This window comes from Bombilactobacillus sp. ESL1094 (assembly GCF_058107425.1).
The window spans coordinates 681,914-699,524 of record NZ_JBYLUM010000001.1 but is presented as its reverse complement, the minus strand read 5'-3'; the positions used below and the strand labels follow the sequence as shown (position 1 = coordinate 699,524).

Below are 17,611 nucleotides of genomic sequence, written 5' to 3'. Positions count from 1 at the left end.
GCGGCACTGGTCGCAGTATTTGATCTAGCGCTCTAAGTGCCAAAAGCCTGCGTCTAACTACGAATAAACCATCAAGTTAAAAAACGCAACTTAATTGTTTATTCTAGGTTAGTCTTCGGCTTCTGAACGACACTGGTCGCAGTAGGGAGGAATTATGCTTCATAAATTAGCTTTAAGTGGAATTAAACATCGATTGAAAGATTACGCGGTATTATTTTCGGGGTTATTAATCTCGGCCGCCATTTTTTATATGTTTCAAGCGCTAGCTTTGAATCAAAAGTTTTTAAAAACTAATTCTCCAATTGCCGTGACGCCAATTGTCTTTCAATTAGGAACTGTCTTATTAGTAGTGATTACACTCGTCTATGTTTTATATGCGAATAACTTTTTGATGAGTATGCGCCAAAAAGATTACGGAATGTTTTTGATGCTCGGTGCCAGACCGAAGACTATTCGTCAACTAGTCATTCTGGAAACGATGTTGATTGGCTTGTTTAGTTTGCTTAGTGGTGTGCTGGTTGGTTTAGGCTTGACAAAATTAGTTGCTCAAGCCTTGGCACACCAACTTCACACCTCATTAACTGGATTTCACATTTTCTATGGTCCAGCTTTATTATCAACGATCATTGTGTTGGGCTTAATCTTTTTATTAGCGGCTTGCCAAAACAGTTGGAAGATTAGTCATACACCAATTTTACAACTGGTAAAGCCAGCAAGTCCGCGAATTAATCCACGGTTGAATGCTATTTCAGTGGGACAGGTAATTAGGCTAATCTTGGGACTAGTTTGTTTAGGCATTGGTTATTGGATGATGGGGTTAGTTAGTCAACTGGCTATTCTAGCGTTGGCGGTATCTTTAATTGCGGTTAGTTTCGGAACTTATCTGATTATCAATACTTTGTTTCGAATTTTATTAAACCATTTGCGAAAAAGCCGGTGGGCTTTGCAAGGCTTGCACGAATTTACGTTAGGACAATTGAATTTTCGAATTGCTGATTATACAAAAATTTTAACGATTGTGTCATTGCTCTTTTCGTTGGCGTTGGGAGCTTTGAGTGTGGGAATGAGCTTTCAACAAAATGTGCGGACTGTCACTGATCATGCCGAGTATTACGATGTTACGGTTAATAATCCGACATATCATGAACAGCAATTATTGCACCAATTAAAACAGCCACAACAAACGCGTTATCAATATAAAATTCAGGCGGGACAGGTCTATTTGGTCCGACAACAATTACAACGACAACCGTTTAAATATTTATTAACGAATAACCAAAAAGTGACCACGCTGACCCCATCGGCTAAGCAAATGCAACGTCCAGAATCAGAAGTGGGGAATCATTTACAACACTTATTAATCCCACAGGGCTTAGAAAAATCTTTACGTTGGGTAGATCAAAGTGACTTTGATCAAATTAAGCAGCCTACTAATCAATTAATTCTGGTGAAGACTAGTGATTTTTATCAAAATACCAAAGTCATTGGGAAATTAGTCGCTGCGCAACAAAGCCGGTTTCCAATGTTAAAGGATCAAGGAGCGATGCCGAAATTTTTGACTTACCAAATGATTAACGAAATGTACAGTGGCTTAGAGTTTATGGGCTTTTTCTTAGGCTTTGCCTTTTTAGCAATGCTAGCCAGTTGCTTGATGTTTAAAGTCTTATCAGGAGCTAATCAAGATCGCCAACGGTATGTCATGTTACAAAAAATTGGTACTCGAAAAAAGTTATTAACAACTTCGATTCAACAAGAATTGGCCGTCCTCTTTGGTATTCCGGCTGGCTTAGGCATTATTAACTTGTTATTTGGGTTGCGCTTATTCAAACCGCTGTTACGTAATCCCTACCAACACTTGTGGTGGCCAATGATTATTTTTATTTTGTTATATGCGTTGTATTATTTAGTAACAGTTGGTTTATATAAAGTTATTGTATTGAAGAAAAATAGTTCGGATTAGTTTTTACAGAATGGAAACAATATCCAAGTTCAAATGAATCAGTAGACGCAATTTAGTGGTTGGAGCACAATAATAGTAAATAATGTTGCCCAAGGTGGGAAATGTTAATATTATTGTTCCAACCTTTTTTGTACCAGAAAAAATAATTTCTTTTGGAGAACCACTTTATGAAAGTTCAACGTAAAATCTTGGCGAGCAGCCTCTATTTAAATTATGTTATTCACGGGATGGGTGCCATTATGATTGCCCAAAATGCTACTAGTCTGATGCAGTATTGGCAGACTGACTTGGCAGGCATTGCTACCGTGATTGCCAATATTGGAATTGGTCGCTTACTGACGCAATTATTAGCAGGTCAATTATCTGATCATTTGGGCAGAAAAAAGATCATTTTATTAGGAATGGTTTGTTATGCGGGCTTTTTTGGTGGCTTATTAAGCAGTTCAACGCTGCTAATGGCTCAGTTAAGTGCTCTTTTGGCAGGTGTCGCTAATGCGTGTTTAGACGCCGGAACGTATCCGAGTTTAACGGAATTATTTCCACAACATGCCAGTAGCGCCAACGTGTTATTAAAAGCCAGTATGTCTTTGGGACAATTCATGCTACCGCTATTGGTGAGTTGGTTGACTTTGCATCAACAATGGTTTGGTTGGAACATTCTTTTATGTTTAAGCTTAATGTTTTGTAATGGAGTCGTTTTATGGGTCATCAATTGGCGCCAATCAGTGCCTCAAATATCACCATCGACAACTAAAAAGACTGCTTTGTTGCCGGTTAAAGCAACGACTTTTGATATTGGCTTATTAATTAGTTATGGCTTTTTGGCCCAAGCAACGTTTTATTTAGTAAGCCAGTGGTTAACGCGCTTAGGGCAAACAGTGGTTCACTTAACAACGTCACAGGCTCAAGCATTAATTAGTTACTACAGTCTAGGATCGGTGGTGTGCGTTTTGCTGACCGTCTGGTTGACCCAACACGGCGCGAAAACCCTTAGCTTGATGCTCGTTTATACATTATTATCAGTTATTGTTTTAAGTCTGCTCTGCTTTTTTAATAATCAGGCGGTCTGCATTTTAATGTCTGGTTTAATCGGCTTTAGTGCTGCTGGTGGCGTCATGCAGTTAGGATTGACATTATTATTAGAAGTTTGGCCGCAACAAAAAGGTTGGGCCACGGGACTTTATAACTCGGCGGGCGCTGTGGCTGCAGTGGTGATTCCATTAGTTACGGGACGCATGACGCAGAATATTCAGCAAATTTTCTTCTTAGATTTAATACTGGCCACCTTAGGTTTTGCAGTAGTTTTGACGTTAGCTTGGCGGTTTCGGCGATGGGATTATAAAATTAAGAAAAATTAATTATAAGAAAGACTATTTTTAATTTGTCCTTAGAAGAGTATAATTGAAAAAATAGTTTCTAGACAGAAGCTATTAGGAAACAAGTTTGAAAGAGGCGATAACATGTCAATGATTGAATTTCATAATGTCCAAAAGTATTACGGACAGTTTCATGCATTGTACGATATTAATTTGGAAATTGATCAGGGAGAGACGGTAGTTTTAATCGGTCCATCTGGCTCAGGGAAAAGTACGCTAGCGCGAACGGTGAATGGACTGGAGTCGATTCAAGAGGGACAATTAATTGTCAATAATCATGATCTTTCATCAGACCAGACTGATTTAAATATTTTACGTCGCGATGTTGGCATGGTTTTTCAACATTTCAATTTATACGCGAACAAAACAGTTTTAGAAAATATTATGTTGGCTCCGAGAATTGTCAGCCATATTCCAGAAGCTGATAACAAAAAACAAGCCATGAAATTATTAGAAATGGTTGGTTTAGAAACGAAAGCTCAAAATATGCCGAGTCAAATCTCGGGTGGTCAAAAACAGCGGGTGGCGATTGCCCGCTCTCTAGCTATGCGTCCGAAACTCTTATTATTTGATGAACCAACTTCGGCGCTAGATCCAGAAATGATTGATGATGTTTTACAAGTTATTAAAAAAATTACGTCTGATAGTGATATGACTTCTCTAATCGTGACCCATGAAATGGGCTTTGCTAAAGAGGTGGCTAACCGCGTTATTTTTATGGACGCCGGGCGCATTGTGGAAGATGATGACACGGAGTCATTCTTTAAGCAGCCGAAAACGCAACGGGCACAACAATTCTTGAGTAAGATTATTACACATTAGGAGGAACCGCGATGAAAAAGAAATTTTGGTTGTTCTCCTTATTATTAGGGATTGTATTCTTAAGTGGTTGTGGTCAAAAACTGTCCAGTCAATCGGTTTTACAAAATGATCGTCAGTCGAATACCATTACTTGGGGTGTCAAAGGTGATGTGAAATTATTTGGCTTGATTGATGTACTTGACGGGCAGCAAAAAGGATTTGACGTTGATATGGCCAAGCACATTACGAAGCATATTTTAGGCCCTCATGGCCACGCCAAATTTGTCACGGTTACCTCGCAGTCCCGGGTACCATTACTAAAAAATGGTAACGTTGACGCGGTCATTGCGACCATGTCGATTACACCGGAACGTGAAAAAACCATTGATTTCTCACATTCTTATTTTGATGCTGGTCAATCGTTGTTAGTTCCCAAAAATTCTACCATTAAAAATGCGCGTGACTTAAATCATAAAACCGTGATTGGCGTAGTCGGTTCTAATTCAGTTGATAATATCAAAAAAGTTTCACCGAAAGCTCGCGTCGTGGAGTTGCAAGATTATGCCCAAGCAATGAATGCTTTAAAGTCGCACCAAGGTGATGCGCTAACGACCGATAATGGGATCTTGTACGGGTTAGCTGTCGAAAATCCTGGCTTTGAAGTGCGGGGCGGAACGTTTACTAAAGAACCGTACGGGGTGGCAGTTAACAAGGGCCAAAAGTCCTTTACGAAGGCCGTGGACCGTGCAGTGACAGAAATGCAACGTGATGGTGAGTATAATCGTTTAATCAAAAAATGGTTTGGTAATGTGCCGGGGTTTAATTATAAGGAGCTGTATCGATAATGATTAATATTTTTACACATTACGGCCACCAACTATTAAGCGGCTTTGGTTGGACCGTTTTATCAAGTATCTTGGCCTTGTTTTTTAGCCTAATCATTGGTACGTTGTTTGCCATTATGGAAGTGGTGCCCAATAAAATTGCCCGGGTAATTGGCAAGGCTTATGTGGAAATTTTTCGTAATATTCCGTTATTAGTAATTACCATGTTCTTTTATTTAGTTATTCCGATGTACGTTGTAAAAATCAACGGTTTTACCGCAGGGACCATTGGCTTGACGTTATATACTTCCGCTTTTATTGCCGAAACCATTCGCTCGGGTATTCAGTCAGTTTCGACAGGCCAGATGGAAGGAGCCCTATCAGTAGGGATGACTTATTGGCAAGCAATGCGTTATATTATTTTGCCGCAAGCTGTCAAAATTGTGATTCCTCCTTTAGGTAATCAATTTATTAACTTAGTTAAGAATTCGTCTGTTTTGGCGTTTGTGGCGGGCTTTGATTTAATGTATCAAGCTAATTCGATTGCTTCCACGACTTTTGATACCATCAATAGTTATTTGGTTGTGGGGGTTTTGTATTTAATAATTACGTTGCCATTGAGTTATTACATGCAACATTTAGAAAAGAAACTGGCTTAGGAGGTGATCATCAATGCAAAATTGGATTCAAGCTTTTTCATGGTTGAACCTGCGTTTCTTGTTAATGGGACTTTGGGTGACAATTTATATTTCTGTGATCTCGGTGGTATTAAGCTTTATCTTTGGTTCCATTTTAGGGATTATTCGCTATTCTAAAATCAAATATGTCTCGGCTATTTTTGGTTTTGTGATTGATATTATTCGCAATATTCCGCTTTTGTTGATTATTTTCTTCACTTATTTTGGTTTGCCTAATTTTGGGTTAAAGCCCGATACCATCGTTGCAGCAATTATTGCGATGACGGTTTTCGAATCAACGATGATTGCCGAAATTGTTCGTTCGGGTTTGAATGCGGTTGATACGGGACAAATGGAAGGCGCGCGCTCAGTGGGGATGAGCTTTTTGCAAGCCTTGTGGCATATTATTTTGCCGCAAGCGTATAAAAAAATGATTCCGGCACTGATTAGTCAATTTGTTTCTTTGATTAAAGATACATCGTTAGCCACAATTATCGTGGTTCCTGAAATGATGCAACATGCGCAAGTAATTTATGGACAAAATGCCAACTATATTTTGCCAATGTTTGCAGCATTAGCTGTGTTATATTTTATCGTTTGTTTCAGCTTATCATTATTAGGTAATCATATTGATAAGCGCATGGCTGGTTAACAGCAAAGACTTTGACCAGTACCTATCTAAAAGCTAAGGATTAACAATTAATTTCGACTTTTGACTTGGTGGCTGATTCGTAGTTAGATGATACTTGGAGACTAGATCAAATAAGTTTAATGTCCGTAAATCAAAAAAGGCTTGGAACTTAAGCAATTAGGATCTAACAATATTCAAAAAATGTTTGAATATTGAGATCGTAAGCTTTAGTTCTAAGCCTTTTATAATGTGTATCTTTACTTAAAGGTAATGTCCCGCAATATCTGTGTCCTCAAACTCAGGCGTAAATGTTTTTTGATAGGCCTGCTCATAAGCAGCGACCTTTTGTTGGTAATCAATTTGTCGCATCTGTTCAGACGCATCACTGATAGATAGATCAGGATCCGCATGAATCGGCTTGAGGATCATTAATTGATACTTAACAGCATGTGGATCCTTGGCAGTTGGTGCGTCAAAAATTGCAATAAAACAGGAAAGAATAGGAACATGATTTTTAGCCGCATAATAATAAGCACCGCGTTGGAAAGTGCGCGGCTTACGATAGTTAAACCACATTTCACTTTCGGGAAAAATCAATAAGGGTAATTTTTGTTGCAAACTGTGAGCGACCAACTGTTGAAAATCTTTTTTCATATAATTGAAGCTTTGGCTGATAGGAATGGTATCGGTATAGTTCATCAGATATCCTAACAGTCCGGGCATCTTCAAGTTGGTAGGCTCAATCACAATGGCCATTCGCTTAAAATGCAATCCTTGGCGGACCAATAAACTGTCGATGGGGTTAAAATGATTGCAAGTAATGACCGCAGGCAATTGTAAGCCGGTTAAATTATGTTGGTTTGTTACTTGAAGATTGCTTTTTAAAGTCGCTGCCGCTAAGTTCATGATATGGCGGGCCGTAGAATTATTCAGCCGATATTTCCAAGTTGGTAACAGTTGTTCAAATTCGTGAATGGTTGCCTGTTCGTCAGCTAAGCTCATGACGGGATCATTAACTTCCACTTTAGCGGTTAAAGCGTGCTGTTGAACGTTATGCTTGATGTTGTCGATGACCGGTTTTCGATCACCAATATCAATAAAATGATCAATCATCATAAGGCGATCTTCACTCCTTGCTGGGCACGGGCATGAAAAGTATTAGAAGTTTTAGCAATTTGCACAGCTAAGTTCATTAATTCGTCAGCATTTTTTTCATCTTTTTGAATGGCTTGAGCATCCACACTATGCAGTTGTTGTTGTAATTGATCATAATACGGTGTTGTTTGGGCGTATTTCCAAAAATATTCTTGTCTGGGGGCATCTTGGTAGTACCAAGGTTTGTTGAATAAGTTCCAGTGGATTAAAGCAGCTGGTGTCTCCTCAGGAAAAGTTACCATTACGTTCCAGGTGGAATCTAGGTACATAATTTTATTCTTAGCGATAGCATTGAGATAATCTTGATCGGGAGCTAAGCTACGAAAATGGTATTGATTTAATAAGTTAAAAAAATGATCAGCAAAATGATTATCGCGTAAGGCCTGTAAATCCATGAGTAAAACGCCCGAATTGATATATTTATCACCGGCAACGCCAATAGCCTCTTGAGCGTAATTAAAAGTTTCAGGATTTTCCACGATGAAGCGATCAACGGCTGCGCCGATCCAGTTGTCACCTAATGGCAGATCAAATAAATCCGCAATATCATGATTGATAGCAGTATCGGCATCCAAGTAAATAGCTTTGTCAAATTGTGGAAATAATTCTGCAATAAATAAGCGGAAGTAGATGGTATAGGTGAAATAATCGGCACGTAACTTGTTATTCGTATCCGTAATTTGTTTTTTGATTTGCTCGGTGATGGAAACAAATTCTAACTGAATATTTGATTGGACTAAGGTACGGAGTTTTTGTTGGTTAGTCAGTGATAAGTCATCACACAAAACGATAATATGATAATTTCTTTCAGGATTGCTGTTTTGAATTAAGGAATTTATAGCTACAGCTAGATAAGGTGCGTATCTGTCATCGACAGAAAAGAAAACGGGAATTTCTTGATTAAGATTTGTCATTGTTTGACGAAGTCCTTTCGTTGTTGGTAATTAATGTATTGACAATTACTCTGATGACTGCGAGTAATCATGGTTTTGCGAATTTGTTGATACAATTGGAATTGCCTTTGCTTGGGCAAAAGTTGCGAAGCAACCGTAAAAGGTCCATCAGTATAAACAATTATTTGTGGCCGCTTGAAGTAGTTAGCTGATTGGTAGGTCACGGTTAAGCTAAAACTAGGTTTGTTACAAGCGGCAGGATAATGAAAGCTCGTGGCGGTAAAGGGCCGAATTTCAGTAAAGTACGGCCAAACATGGGCTTCTGGATAAATAAAGATGAGGTGGTGCTTGTTTAAGTGATATTTAATAGCTTGATTAAATTGATTAAATTGCTTTTTACCATCAGGGATGATTAACGCGCCGGCAAATGTCAGTAATTTACCGATAATTGGCAATCCGAGATTGGCTTGGGAGCAGATAATATAAGGCCGTTTGGGGAAAGCCGCTAAAAAAGGCAAGAAAACATCCCCTAAAGGCTGAGTATGATTACAATAGACAACACCACCTTTCTTGGAGTTTTGGCGTAGTTTATGTAAATTTTGAAATCTTAAATGTAACCAACCATAACAGTATATAATGCTAATAACAACTACTAAATAATAAAATAATTGTGAAAAACAGCGGTAAAATAAATTATGATGAATCCAACGATGGTTAGCTGGTAATTTGGCCGCTTGGTTTTTAGAAGTAACAACATCGTCTTGATAAGACTCATAGTAAATGGTTTTCTGAGTCATAGTCCATCCTTCCTAGTAAAATAATGGCTTTACTTATGCTAGCTGGTTCGGTTAATATTACATAGAACTCTTTAATTTAGCAATCATAGGAGTAAAATTATGTCATTTTTCAATAGTAACAAATTAAGAGATAGTTATCATAATTTGATGACTTTAATACATAAAATTAAACCGCACTATTGGCAATTACTCCTTGGCATTGTGTTAGGGGCGGTTTCGATTGTGATCCAATTAATTGTGCCCATGATTGCTAAACAATTAGTGGCAATGGTACAAAAATCTCTAGCACACGTGGATGTAGGTTTAGTGGTCTTAGGCGGTGGGCTGTTTTTATTGAGTACTTTGATTGGGGCTTTTTCAGGCAGCTTTTTGGGCTTTTTTGGCGAAGAGGTGGTCTTGAAATTACGCTTAAAATTGTGGGATAAGTTGTTAACGGTACCGGTAGGTTATTTTGATCAAAGACAATCCGGCGAAATTGCGTCAAGAGTCATTAATGACTCCAACCAAGTTAAAGAGTTGTTAGCTAATTCTTTACCCAAAATGTTAACTTCTTTGTTGCAGTTAGTCGGGGCTTTGTTATTTATGCTAGCGATGGATTGGCAATTAACGCTGATTTTGTTTATTGCGGTCCCGTTATTGATTTTGATTTTATTACCAGTGTTTCACCGTTCCACCAAAATTGCGGGGCAACGGCAAAGCTTGTTAGCACAATTTAGTGGTAAAGTTAGCGAAATGATTAGTGGCATTACCTTAGTTAAGGCTGATAACGCCGAAATTCAAGAATATCAGAGCGGTCAAAATCAATTACAGCAATTGTATCAGGTTGGACGTAAAGAAGCCATTTATGATTCTATTGTCGGTCCTGTCACGGGCATTATTATGTTAGCCACGGTCTTTAGCATTTTACTTTATGGTGAAGTGCGGATCAAAAATGGTACTTTGGATTTGGGAACGTTGTTGGCCTTTATGATGTATCTAATTCAATTAATGGTCCCCTTTACGACATTAGGGCAATTCTTAACGGATTTAGCCAAAGTGGATGGTTCCACCGATAAAATTCGGGAATTGTTAGATGAAGGAGCAGAAAATTCACACAGTGGGCAAAAAATTGATTATCAACGGCAAAAAATAACTTTTGATAATGTGCAATTCTCTTATCCGGATGGCCGGCAAGCTTTAGACCAAGTAGCGTTCACGATTAAACCGCAGACGACAGTGGCATTTGTGGGACCTTCAGGTAGCGGCAAGTCTACAATTTTTAACTTGTTAGAAGGTTTTTACCAGCCCACCCACGGTCAAGTCAGAATTGGTGAAGTCGATTTAAACCAGGTTAACTTGACTTCTTGGCGTCAGCAATTGGGTTTGGTTGATCAAAATTCAGTAGCCATTACTGGCACAATTCGGGATAATCTCACTTATGGATTATCAAAACATTATACTGATGAACAATTATGGCAAGTATTGGCGTTAGCCAATGCGCGCGAATTCGTCCAACAAATGCCCCAAAAATTGGCCACGCCAGTGGGAGAGCAAGGAACGAATTTGTCCGGTGGTCAACGCCAGCGTTTAGCGATTGCACGGGTGTTTTTGCGCAATCCCAAACTGCTATTACTTGATGAGGCAACTGCCAGTTTAGACTTAGAATCTGAAAAATTAATTCAACAATCACTGCAGCAATTAATGATTGGCCGCACGACACTCATTATTGCTCATCGACTCAATACCATTATTCATGCTGATCAAATCTATTTTATTAAAAATGGTCAAGTGCAAAGTTCGGGGACGCATGAGGAGCTATTACAAAATTATCCACCTTACCAAGCTTATTTTCAGGAACAATTTGGCACGTTGAACAAGCACTAGTTAATTAAAGCAAGATATTCTAAGTAAATATCTTGGTCATTCGCAGTTAAATTTAATTGGAAAACCTTGTCAGTTTCCCAAGGCTTGACACTAACTACATGAATAACTGGTAACAATTTCCAATTGGTAGAAAAATGTTGAAAGACCGTGGCTTCGTTCACGCCATGTTGTTCATTGTATTTAGTGGCGGCGAAGCGTTTGGTGCGCGCAAATTTGTTGATGGCTGATTGATCCGGCATAATTAATTTATGTTTGCGACAATAAGTGCGACATTTGGCAAAGAGACCGGTCTGACGAATTTTTTGCATATTAAGTAGTAACATCCCAGAATTGAGATAATCAAACTTCTGCCATTGGTAATGGAAAAACCACCGACCGTAATAATCTAAAACGCCCACTAATTCGGTATCACGCAAATCTTGATCATAAAAATCATCAAAAGCATGGTGACAAATAACATCAGCGTCTAAATAAAGCAAACGATCGGGAATTTCTGGAACTAAGTCAAGATATAGTCGCAACATACTGTAAGGTGTAAACATGGTATTCAAGTTGGCCAACGGTGAATAACGGTTAAATAGGTCGGTTAAATCGATTTTGGTTAGCGTATGCTGCGGATTTTTGTCATGTAAAACTTTCGTCAAAAAGTTTACATGTGCAGTACTCAAGGCTTGAAACTGATGCTTTTTGTTGTAGAGCGAAGCAGTAATAATATAAAAATGACACGGTGTTGGTTCATGTTTAGCAATTGATAACATGGATAATAAAATACCATGAAACATGTTATCATCACCACAATATAAAATATTAATCTTTAGGACCTCCAAATACTTGACATCAAAAATGCTTAGTGGTTATTGACGGTTAAACCGTCAGTGATAAAAGTGATTAAATGATTGACCTCAACGGTTTGAGACCACTTTTTTTGGGGAAACAAAATATAATGTTCGACAAAATAACCTAACAAGGTTGTGATAATAAAGCGAAAAATTTCAGAATTTTGCCAAGTGACAATAGTTTGCCGCTGCTTTAAATAATTAATTTCGGCATTAAAATCTTGAATAGCTTCTTTAGGAAAAGAACGTAGCAGCTCTTGGCTTAAAGTGGGGTTCGTGCTGAGTTCGTTGAGATAAATTTTAGTTAACTCGGGATTTTTTTTGTAAAAATCAATGCGATTATGAACAATTAAAGTAATGAGTTCTTGAAGATTGGCCGTGTGTTTCTGCAAAACGGTTTGAGAAAATTCGCGAATGACGTCGGGAAAAATTTGCTGCGCCATCGGCTTTAAAATCGCGGTTAAAATTCCACGCTTATTCGTGAAATATTTGAACAGCGAAGCTTCGGATACTTGTGCTTGTTGAGCAATTTGGCGAGTGCTCGTTTTGTTAAAGCCTTGTTGTGCAAATAATTCAATCGCACTTTTAAATAATTTATACTTCGTATTGGTAAACAACTGGGCTTCAGGAAAGAGCGTGTATAAAGCCCGATCTTCCATAGGGCTACCTCCTGATAATATAATTTTTGAGTAATTACTCAAAAATCAATGAGTAAACACTCACTAACTAATCCTATTTTACTATAATTTATTTTGAACAGGAGTCAAGTGAAAATTTAAGCAGATAAAAAGAGTTAAATTTCTAAAGTAGAAACTTAGAAATCTAACTCTCAGGTAAGATTGAATAGATAATAAATTTGGGACAACTAGATAATTAAACTTCGTCTGCGGTAAAGAGATTTTGGTTATAGCTGGTTACGGTATTTTGACCATCTTCACGCACTAAAGTCGTTAAACTAGCATTAGCCGGGCCACGATCAACTTCAAAAGAGCCATCACCATAGCGTTGAGCTAAAGAACGAATGGTGGTGCCATGACTGATTAGTAAGACTTTGGCGCCATCAAATGCGAGGTGATCTAAATCATTAAATCCCGCCTCTAATCGTTGCCAGTACTCCGTGGAATCTTCAGCGTCATGAAATGGATCCGCGACTTTCATCCAGTCTTTGGTTTGATCCAACCCCACTTTTTGGGCAGCGTCATTATAACTGGTATAACCATGAGGTGTTAAAATCATATGCCAAGCTTCGTCAGAGTTCATTCCCTCAAAGTAACCATAAAATTCTTCCCGAAAGCGGGAAGATTTTTGAGGAACTAGTTGTTCATGATTAACATTTTCAGAAATAATGATGCGACAAGTATCAATGGCTCGTCGTGCATCAGAAGAAATGGCAAGATCAAACGGAACATCTTTTAGTTGTTGAGCTGCTTTTTCGGCAACAGCAGTACCTTCAGTTGTTAGTGGGCTATCAGACCAACCTTGCATTTTATTGTAGTTGTTAAACCAGGTGCGGCCGTGACGGATTAAATAAACTGTGTATTTCATTTCACTACCTCCTGTCAATTATTGTACTCGTTTTATGAGAAAATGGCGGAGTTGTTTTAATGATGACATTATTTAATTTAATGAATAAAATAATTACTTAGCTTGAATTTTATACTATGAAATTCAGCTAAGTATTGAAAAATTTCGCCTAACAACAACTAATGACTCAAGTTAAAGTTCAACTTCAGTCCTTAGTCTAGGTTAGTTTTCGGTTAAAAACGTTTTTTGTCGCGATGTTGATTTAGCGCTCCAAGTAGCAGAAGTCTGCGTCTAGCTACAATAAAGGACTCAAGTTTAAAAATCAAAACTTAAGTCCTTTATCTAAGCTATACTCAACTTCTAAACGCTACTTGTCACAGTGATTGATTTAGCGCTCCAAAGGGCAAAAACTTGTGCCTAACTACGCCCAAGTCCTAAAGCTAAAATACACTTTAGTCTTGGTCTAGGTTAGTGCTCAGTTTTTAATCGCCCTTTGTCACAGTAATTGATTTAGCGCTCCAAGTAGCAGAAGTCTGCGTCTAGCTACAATAAAGGACTCAAGTTTAAAAATCAAAACTTAAGTCCTTTATCTAAGGCTATACTCAACTTCTAAACGCTACTTGTCGCAGTGATTATTTAATCGTTGAAATTACCGGATTCCACATCTTTAATAAACTGTTTCAAATGATCAAAGTACACTGGTGCGTTGTCGATCATATGATGATGACCACCGTTAGGCGTGGTTACTAAGCGAGCATGTGGAATTTTTTCCTGCATAATTTTTGCAGATGATAACGGCATAGTTTCGTGTTCACCAAAAGTCAGCAAGGTTGGAACTTGAATTTCGTGCAAATGTTCGCGAAAATGCCATTGACTTAATTTACCAGTCACAACAAATTCATTGTCGCCTTGGAAAACGTTGTAAACATCAGTTGCCATGGTTGATACTAAATGTCGGATGGCTTCAGGTTGTTTGCGATCAACGTATTCGGCGTTCAAAACGTCAACATAACTTTGGTAGGTAGGGTCATCCAGTTTGTTTGCTTGTTCAATTTGCTCCATGTAGGCTACTTTATCAGGGCCGAGGCAATCTAAACGGCATTGGTTGACATGTTTAACATAGTCATCAATTTCGTCCACCATACTAGAAATAATAGCGCCTTTTAAATGTTGACCATATTTGGCAGCATATAATTGAACTAACAAGCCACCCCAAGATTGGCCGATTAAATAAAAATTATCAAGACCTAATTTTTGACGGACTTCTTCAACTTCACCCAAATAATAATCATACGTTAAATATTTTTCGGCAATTTGGGGATCACTGTAATCTGGTTGGTCAGAATAAAATGAACCTAATTGGTCGTACATCGTAACTTCGACACCTAAATCGGCCAATTCATCACCGAAGTTTTCCCAATATTCATGGGTACCACCGGGACCACCGTGTAAGCATAATAATTTAATATCACCGTGACCTACGGTGCGTGTCCATAAATGGTAACCATTATCTAAGGTTAGAATATGTGTTCCTTGTTTCATGCAACTCACTCTTTTCTGAAGTAATTACTTCTATCATAGCAAATTTTGCCTAGTTTAGACATATTATTAATTTTTTGAAAGTGAGCAAGGAACACATTCTTTGAAGACCTGATGAAATCAAACCACTTGGTCTCAGATTAATTGGATTAACCTTGGATTAAGTGATGGTTCCGCTCAAAATTAAATACTTCTCAATTTTACTAACTCATAATGAGTTCGAGATGGTCCAAGTAACAGTTTGATTAGCCTGGCCTGGTTTTTGAGCATTAACCGGTACTACTAATTTCCATTTTTTAGGCTGGATTAAGGCAGAAAAATCATAAATATACTGATAATCAACATCAGTTGTTGGAGCTGGCGATGGTGATGGCACAGGTAGCAATGTTGGCGTTGATAAATCCTGCCATTGATTGGTTTGATCTTTCAAAAATAATCCACCAGCTAATTGCGCATTACCCTGGGCTTGAACCAAAAATCTAGAATTAGAATTTAATTTAACTCCACTTTCCACTGTCAAATTAGCATCTAACTCTGGATTTAAGAATTCGGTTGCTTCTCCTTTGTAATGTGTCCCAAAATCAATACTCTTCGGTACGCTTAAGCGGGTCAGATTTTGACGTAAGATTGTTAAAGTGTTTGGGTTTGAAGCAATTGCTTCACCTGAGTCTAAAGTACCAGTCACATCAACTGTCTGACTTAACTTACCATCAGACTGATCATCGGGTGATTTTTCCGCGGTTCCCGTAATGGTTACCGTTATTTGATCACCTGCCTTAAAAGCAGTTCCATCACTTTTAGTAACGTTAACTTGAGAAGGCCAAGGAGAACCTTCTGTTTGTTGATAAGTTACTTTTAAGTCATTAGTCTCAGAATTATCCATTGTCGCTGCTACATGGCCACTAGCTGTTAATCCTGCACTAACACTAGGAATAAAGTGAAGTTCCGATACACTATCAGTAACATCAGCATTAATCTTGTAGTGTATATGAAAATCAATCGTATCCCCCGGTATATAATGGTTTGCTGGTAATTCTTTGTGAGTTTGGTCTGAGGCATCTTGTGTTAATTCGGCCTGAAATTTATGTGATAATGGGATACTAACCTGTGGTCCAGAAAAGTCCTTAGTAGGATTGCCATCTAACTTTTGTTCAATAGCTATTGCTTTAGGAGTCGTCGTTAAAGCTGGTCCACTAGCAGAATTCGAAATAGTTCCCAAAAATGTTAAAGTTGCAGTTTGATTATCTTTTAAGTCTATGGCATCAGCATTACTTAACTGCAAACCACGATTAGCAGCATTATAAGTGACAGACTTAGTTGTACCATTAGCATCAGTTAACTTAAAACTGCTATTATCTACATCTATTCCTGCGGGTACTAAATCGGATAAGTTAGTTGTCTTATACTCACTATCTTTACCATCATTTCCTAAATTAACAGTAAACTTAATTTTATTCCCTGGATAATTTTTGCCGTCTGATCGGGATTCATTTTGCCAATTTTCTTTTAGCCATGGGTTGGAAGAAGAGCTAGCACCCACCCCAATATCCAATGCATAATGTTGCGTTTGTCCTACTGGTAAAGTAAATTGTGGCCATAATACAGCATAACCTGAATCAGGATATTCGATTTTACCGTTATTGCGGTTTTTAATTTTCGGTAACAATATCTTACCTGCTGAATAATTATAAATCTCTTGTCCAGTAACATTTGTAAAATTCGGTCCCTTAAAAACTGGAGTTTTATCACGATTAACTGCATTACTAAGACCTGTTGGGCTATAGCTAAACCGATCACTATAATCTTCAGCTAACCAATGCGCTGGTCCATTTGTAAGATCAAAATTAATATTTAACCGATGATTAGGTGATTCCAGATACATACCACGATTATCTCCCAAGGCATAAACTGGTACTCGATCTGGAACATAGTTGCCAATCAGCGCACCATTTTCTAATTGTGTATCCTCATGTTCACCAATAAGGTAAAGCTGTGGTGAACTAGAAATGTTTTTTACATATAATTCTTGAGCAACATTCCCATTACGGTAGGGGGAACGCCGCAAAATTTCTTCAAATTCGAATGAATCGTTAGAATCACCATTAGTACAATACCCCATGACTTTAACCGCTTGTACGGCACCACTACTATCTTTAGATACAAAATAAGTCGGTTGATGACCATACGTAAGTAATGCTGTATACATTAATGAGTTCGCCCCGCCCCCCTGAAAAAGAACGTAATCCGAACTAGTTGAAGGTCCCTCAGTTGCACCGTGACTAAAGGCTTGAATGTTATTTGGTGTACCATTAGAATTTAAGCCATCTTGCAGAAAAATATTAGAATTTGAAGTAATTTGTCCGGAAAATTTAGTTGCCGACCAACTACCAAAAGTAAAGCCCATTTTAACTGTTTTGCCGTTAATAGCCATAGGATTAGTATAACCAATCTCCAAGTTATTTTGCGGTGCTGACCAAGTTAAGCCATCATCAATATCAGTAGCTTGTGGAGGATTCAAGGTGAAATTACTAACTGTCATAACGGGCGTTTTTAATAGTTGTTCATTAGGTAAATTCATTCCTTCAACTTGCTTAACAAGAGCAGCTGATGGTTCTTGTTTAGCTGTTGCTAAAATGGTTTGACTTTGAAAACCATTGGCGAAGATAATACTGATAACTAAAGAAATTAATGTTAATGCTACATTAAAGAAAGATTTTTTACTCATTTTTTTCTTT

Annotated in this window: 15 protein-coding genes; 7 read left to right on the top strand and 8 right to left on the bottom strand. The window is 38.1% G+C overall.

What is annotated here, in order from left to right; all coding sequences use genetic code 11:
• Positions 1–154: 154 nt before the first annotated feature.
• From AC3B5S_RS03620 to AC3B5S_RS03595, 6 genes are all read left to right on the top strand, one after another.
• Positions 155–1,960, top strand: coding sequence for an FtsX-like permease family protein (locus tag AC3B5S_RS03620; protein ID WP_489790076.1), 1,806 nt, complete (start codon positions 155–157; stop codon positions 1,958–1,960).
• Positions 1,961–2,127: 167 nt separating this feature from the next.
• Positions 2,128–3,318, top strand: a complete 1,191-nt coding sequence (locus AC3B5S_RS03615; RefSeq protein WP_489790075.1) for an MFS transporter — start codon at positions 2,128–2,130, stop codon at positions 3,316–3,318.
• A gap of 102 nt (positions 3,319–3,420) precedes the next feature.
• On the top strand, positions 3,421–4,158 hold the full coding sequence (locus tag AC3B5S_RS03610) for an amino acid ABC transporter ATP-binding protein (RefSeq protein ID WP_489757041.1): 738 nt from the start codon (positions 3,421–3,423) through the stop codon (positions 4,156–4,158).
• An 11-nt stretch (positions 4,159–4,169) separates the two neighbouring features.
• Positions 4,170–4,982: a transporter substrate-binding domain-containing protein gene (locus AC3B5S_RS03605; protein ID WP_489790074.1), complete on the top strand. Its 813-nt coding sequence runs from the start codon at positions 4,170–4,172 to the stop codon at positions 4,980–4,982.
• Positions 4,982–5,620, top strand: coding sequence for an amino acid ABC transporter permease (locus tag AC3B5S_RS03600; RefSeq protein WP_489757043.1), 639 nt, complete (start codon positions 4,982–4,984; stop codon positions 5,618–5,620). The genes AC3B5S_RS03605 and AC3B5S_RS03600 overlap by 1 nt, the downstream gene beginning before the upstream one ends.
• A gap of 13 nt (positions 5,621–5,633) precedes the next feature.
• Positions 5,634–6,290, top strand: coding sequence for an amino acid ABC transporter permease (locus AC3B5S_RS03595; RefSeq protein WP_489757044.1), 657 nt, complete (start codon positions 5,634–5,636; stop codon positions 6,288–6,290).
• Between the two features lie 240 nt (positions 6,291–6,530).
• On the opposite strand, the gene AC3B5S_RS03590 is transcribed toward AC3B5S_RS03595, so the two are convergent.
• The 3 genes from AC3B5S_RS03590 to AC3B5S_RS03580 are packed head-to-tail and all read right to left on the bottom strand — an operon-like array spanning position 6,531 to position 9,114.
• Positions 6,531–7,385 carry a lysophospholipid acyltransferase family protein gene (locus AC3B5S_RS03590; RefSeq protein ID WP_489769255.1) on the bottom strand — a complete coding sequence of 285 codons (855 nt, stop codon included), beginning with the start codon at positions 7,383–7,385 and terminating at the stop codon, positions 6,531–6,533.
• Entirely contained in the window at positions 7,382–8,338 is a 957-nt protein-coding gene (locus AC3B5S_RS03585; protein WP_489769254.1) for a glycosyltransferase family 8 protein, read from the bottom strand. The genes AC3B5S_RS03590 and AC3B5S_RS03585 overlap by 4 nt, the downstream gene beginning before the upstream one ends.
• Entirely contained in the window at positions 8,335–9,114 is a 780-nt protein-coding gene (locus AC3B5S_RS03580) for a 1-acyl-sn-glycerol-3-phosphate acyltransferase (protein WP_489790073.1), read from the bottom strand. Before AC3B5S_RS03580 ends, AC3B5S_RS03585 begins: the two co-directional genes overlap by 4 nt.
• Positions 9,115–9,213: 99 nt before the next feature.
• On the opposite strand from AC3B5S_RS03580, the gene AC3B5S_RS03575 reads away from it, so the two are divergent.
• Positions 9,214–10,977, top strand: a complete 1,764-nt coding sequence (locus AC3B5S_RS03575) for an ABC transporter ATP-binding protein (protein ID WP_489774717.1) — start codon at positions 9,214–9,216, stop codon at positions 10,975–10,977.
• Here AC3B5S_RS03575 and AC3B5S_RS03570 read toward each other — a convergent pair.
• The 5 genes from AC3B5S_RS03570 to AC3B5S_RS03550 form a co-directional block, all read right to left on the bottom strand.
• Positions 10,974–11,804 (bottom strand): glycosyltransferase family 8 protein, encoded by an 831-nt coding sequence (locus AC3B5S_RS03570; RefSeq protein ID WP_489774718.1) that lies wholly within the window; start codon positions 11,802–11,804, stop codon positions 10,974–10,976. The genes AC3B5S_RS03575 and AC3B5S_RS03570 overlap by 4 nt on opposite strands.
• 20 nt (positions 11,805–11,824) lie before the next feature.
• A complete protein-coding gene (locus tag AC3B5S_RS03565; RefSeq protein ID WP_489774719.1) occupies positions 11,825–12,472 on the bottom strand; it encodes a TetR/AcrR family transcriptional regulator in 648 nt (215 codons plus the stop codon).
• Positions 12,473–12,686: 214 nt separating this feature from the next.
• The gene (locus AC3B5S_RS03560; protein WP_489774720.1) at positions 12,687–13,358 is read right to left on the bottom strand and encodes a histidine phosphatase family protein; all 672 of its coding nucleotides are present in this window, start codon (positions 13,356–13,358) and stop codon (positions 12,687–12,689) included.
• Between the two features lie 615 nt (positions 13,359–13,973).
• Complete coding sequence (locus AC3B5S_RS03555; protein ID WP_489769250.1) at positions 13,974–14,879, bottom strand: proline-specific peptidase family protein; 906 nt, start codon at positions 14,877–14,879, stop codon at positions 13,974–13,976.
• Positions 14,880–15,084: 205 nt separating this feature from the next.
• The gene (locus AC3B5S_RS03550) at positions 15,085–17,601 is read right to left on the bottom strand and encodes a hypothetical protein (protein ID WP_489790072.1); all 2,517 of its coding nucleotides are present in this window, start codon (positions 17,599–17,601) and stop codon (positions 15,085–15,087) included.
• Between the last annotated feature and the right edge of the window lie 10 nt (positions 17,602–17,611).

Bases quoted from the DNA above. Each gene is read 5' to 3' on its own strand.
- AC3B5S_RS03550 (WP_489790072.1), bottom strand. From the start codon at position 17,601: ATGAGTAAAAAATCTTTCTTTAATGTAGCATTAACATTAATTTCTTTA.
- AC3B5S_RS03575 (WP_489774717.1), top strand. From the start codon at position 9,214: ATGTCATTTTTCAATAGTAACAAATTAAGAGATAGTTATCATAATTTG.
- AC3B5S_RS03585 (WP_489769254.1), bottom strand. From the start codon at position 8,338: ATGACAAATCTTAATCAAGAAATTCCCGTTTTCTTTTCTGTCGATGAC.
- AC3B5S_RS03615 (WP_489790075.1), top strand. From the start codon at position 2,128: ATGAAAGTTCAACGTAAAATCTTGGCGAGCAGCCTCTATTTAAATTAT.
- AC3B5S_RS03580 (WP_489790073.1), bottom strand. From the start codon at position 9,114: ATGACTCAGAAAACCATTTACTATGAGTCTTATCAAGACGATGTTGTT.
- AC3B5S_RS03620 (WP_489790076.1), top strand. From the start codon at position 155: ATGCTTCATAAATTAGCTTTAAGTGGAATTAAACATCGATTGAAAGAT.
- AC3B5S_RS03605 (WP_489790074.1), top strand. From the start codon at position 4,170: ATGAAAAAGAAATTTTGGTTGTTCTCCTTATTATTAGGGATTGTATTC.
- AC3B5S_RS03565 (WP_489774719.1), bottom strand. From the start codon at position 12,472: ATGGAAGATCGGGCTTTATACACGCTCTTTCCTGAAGCCCAGTTGTTT.
- AC3B5S_RS03555 (WP_489769250.1), bottom strand. From the start codon at position 14,879: ATGAAACAAGGAACACATATTCTAACCTTAGATAATGGTTACCATTTA.
- AC3B5S_RS03595 (WP_489757044.1), top strand. From the start codon at position 5,634: ATGCAAAATTGGATTCAAGCTTTTTCATGGTTGAACCTGCGTTTCTTG.
- AC3B5S_RS03610 (WP_489757041.1), top strand. From the start codon at position 3,421: ATGTCAATGATTGAATTTCATAATGTCCAAAAGTATTACGGACAGTTT.
- AC3B5S_RS03560 (WP_489774720.1), bottom strand. From the start codon at position 13,358: ATGAAATACACAGTTTATTTAATCCGTCACGGCCGCACCTGGTTTAAC.
- AC3B5S_RS03600 (WP_489757043.1), top strand. From the start codon at position 4,982: ATGATTAATATTTTTACACATTACGGCCACCAACTATTAAGCGGCTTT.
- AC3B5S_RS03590 (WP_489769255.1), bottom strand. From the start codon at position 7,385: ATGATGATTGATCATTTTATTGATATTGGTGATCGAAAACCGGTCATC.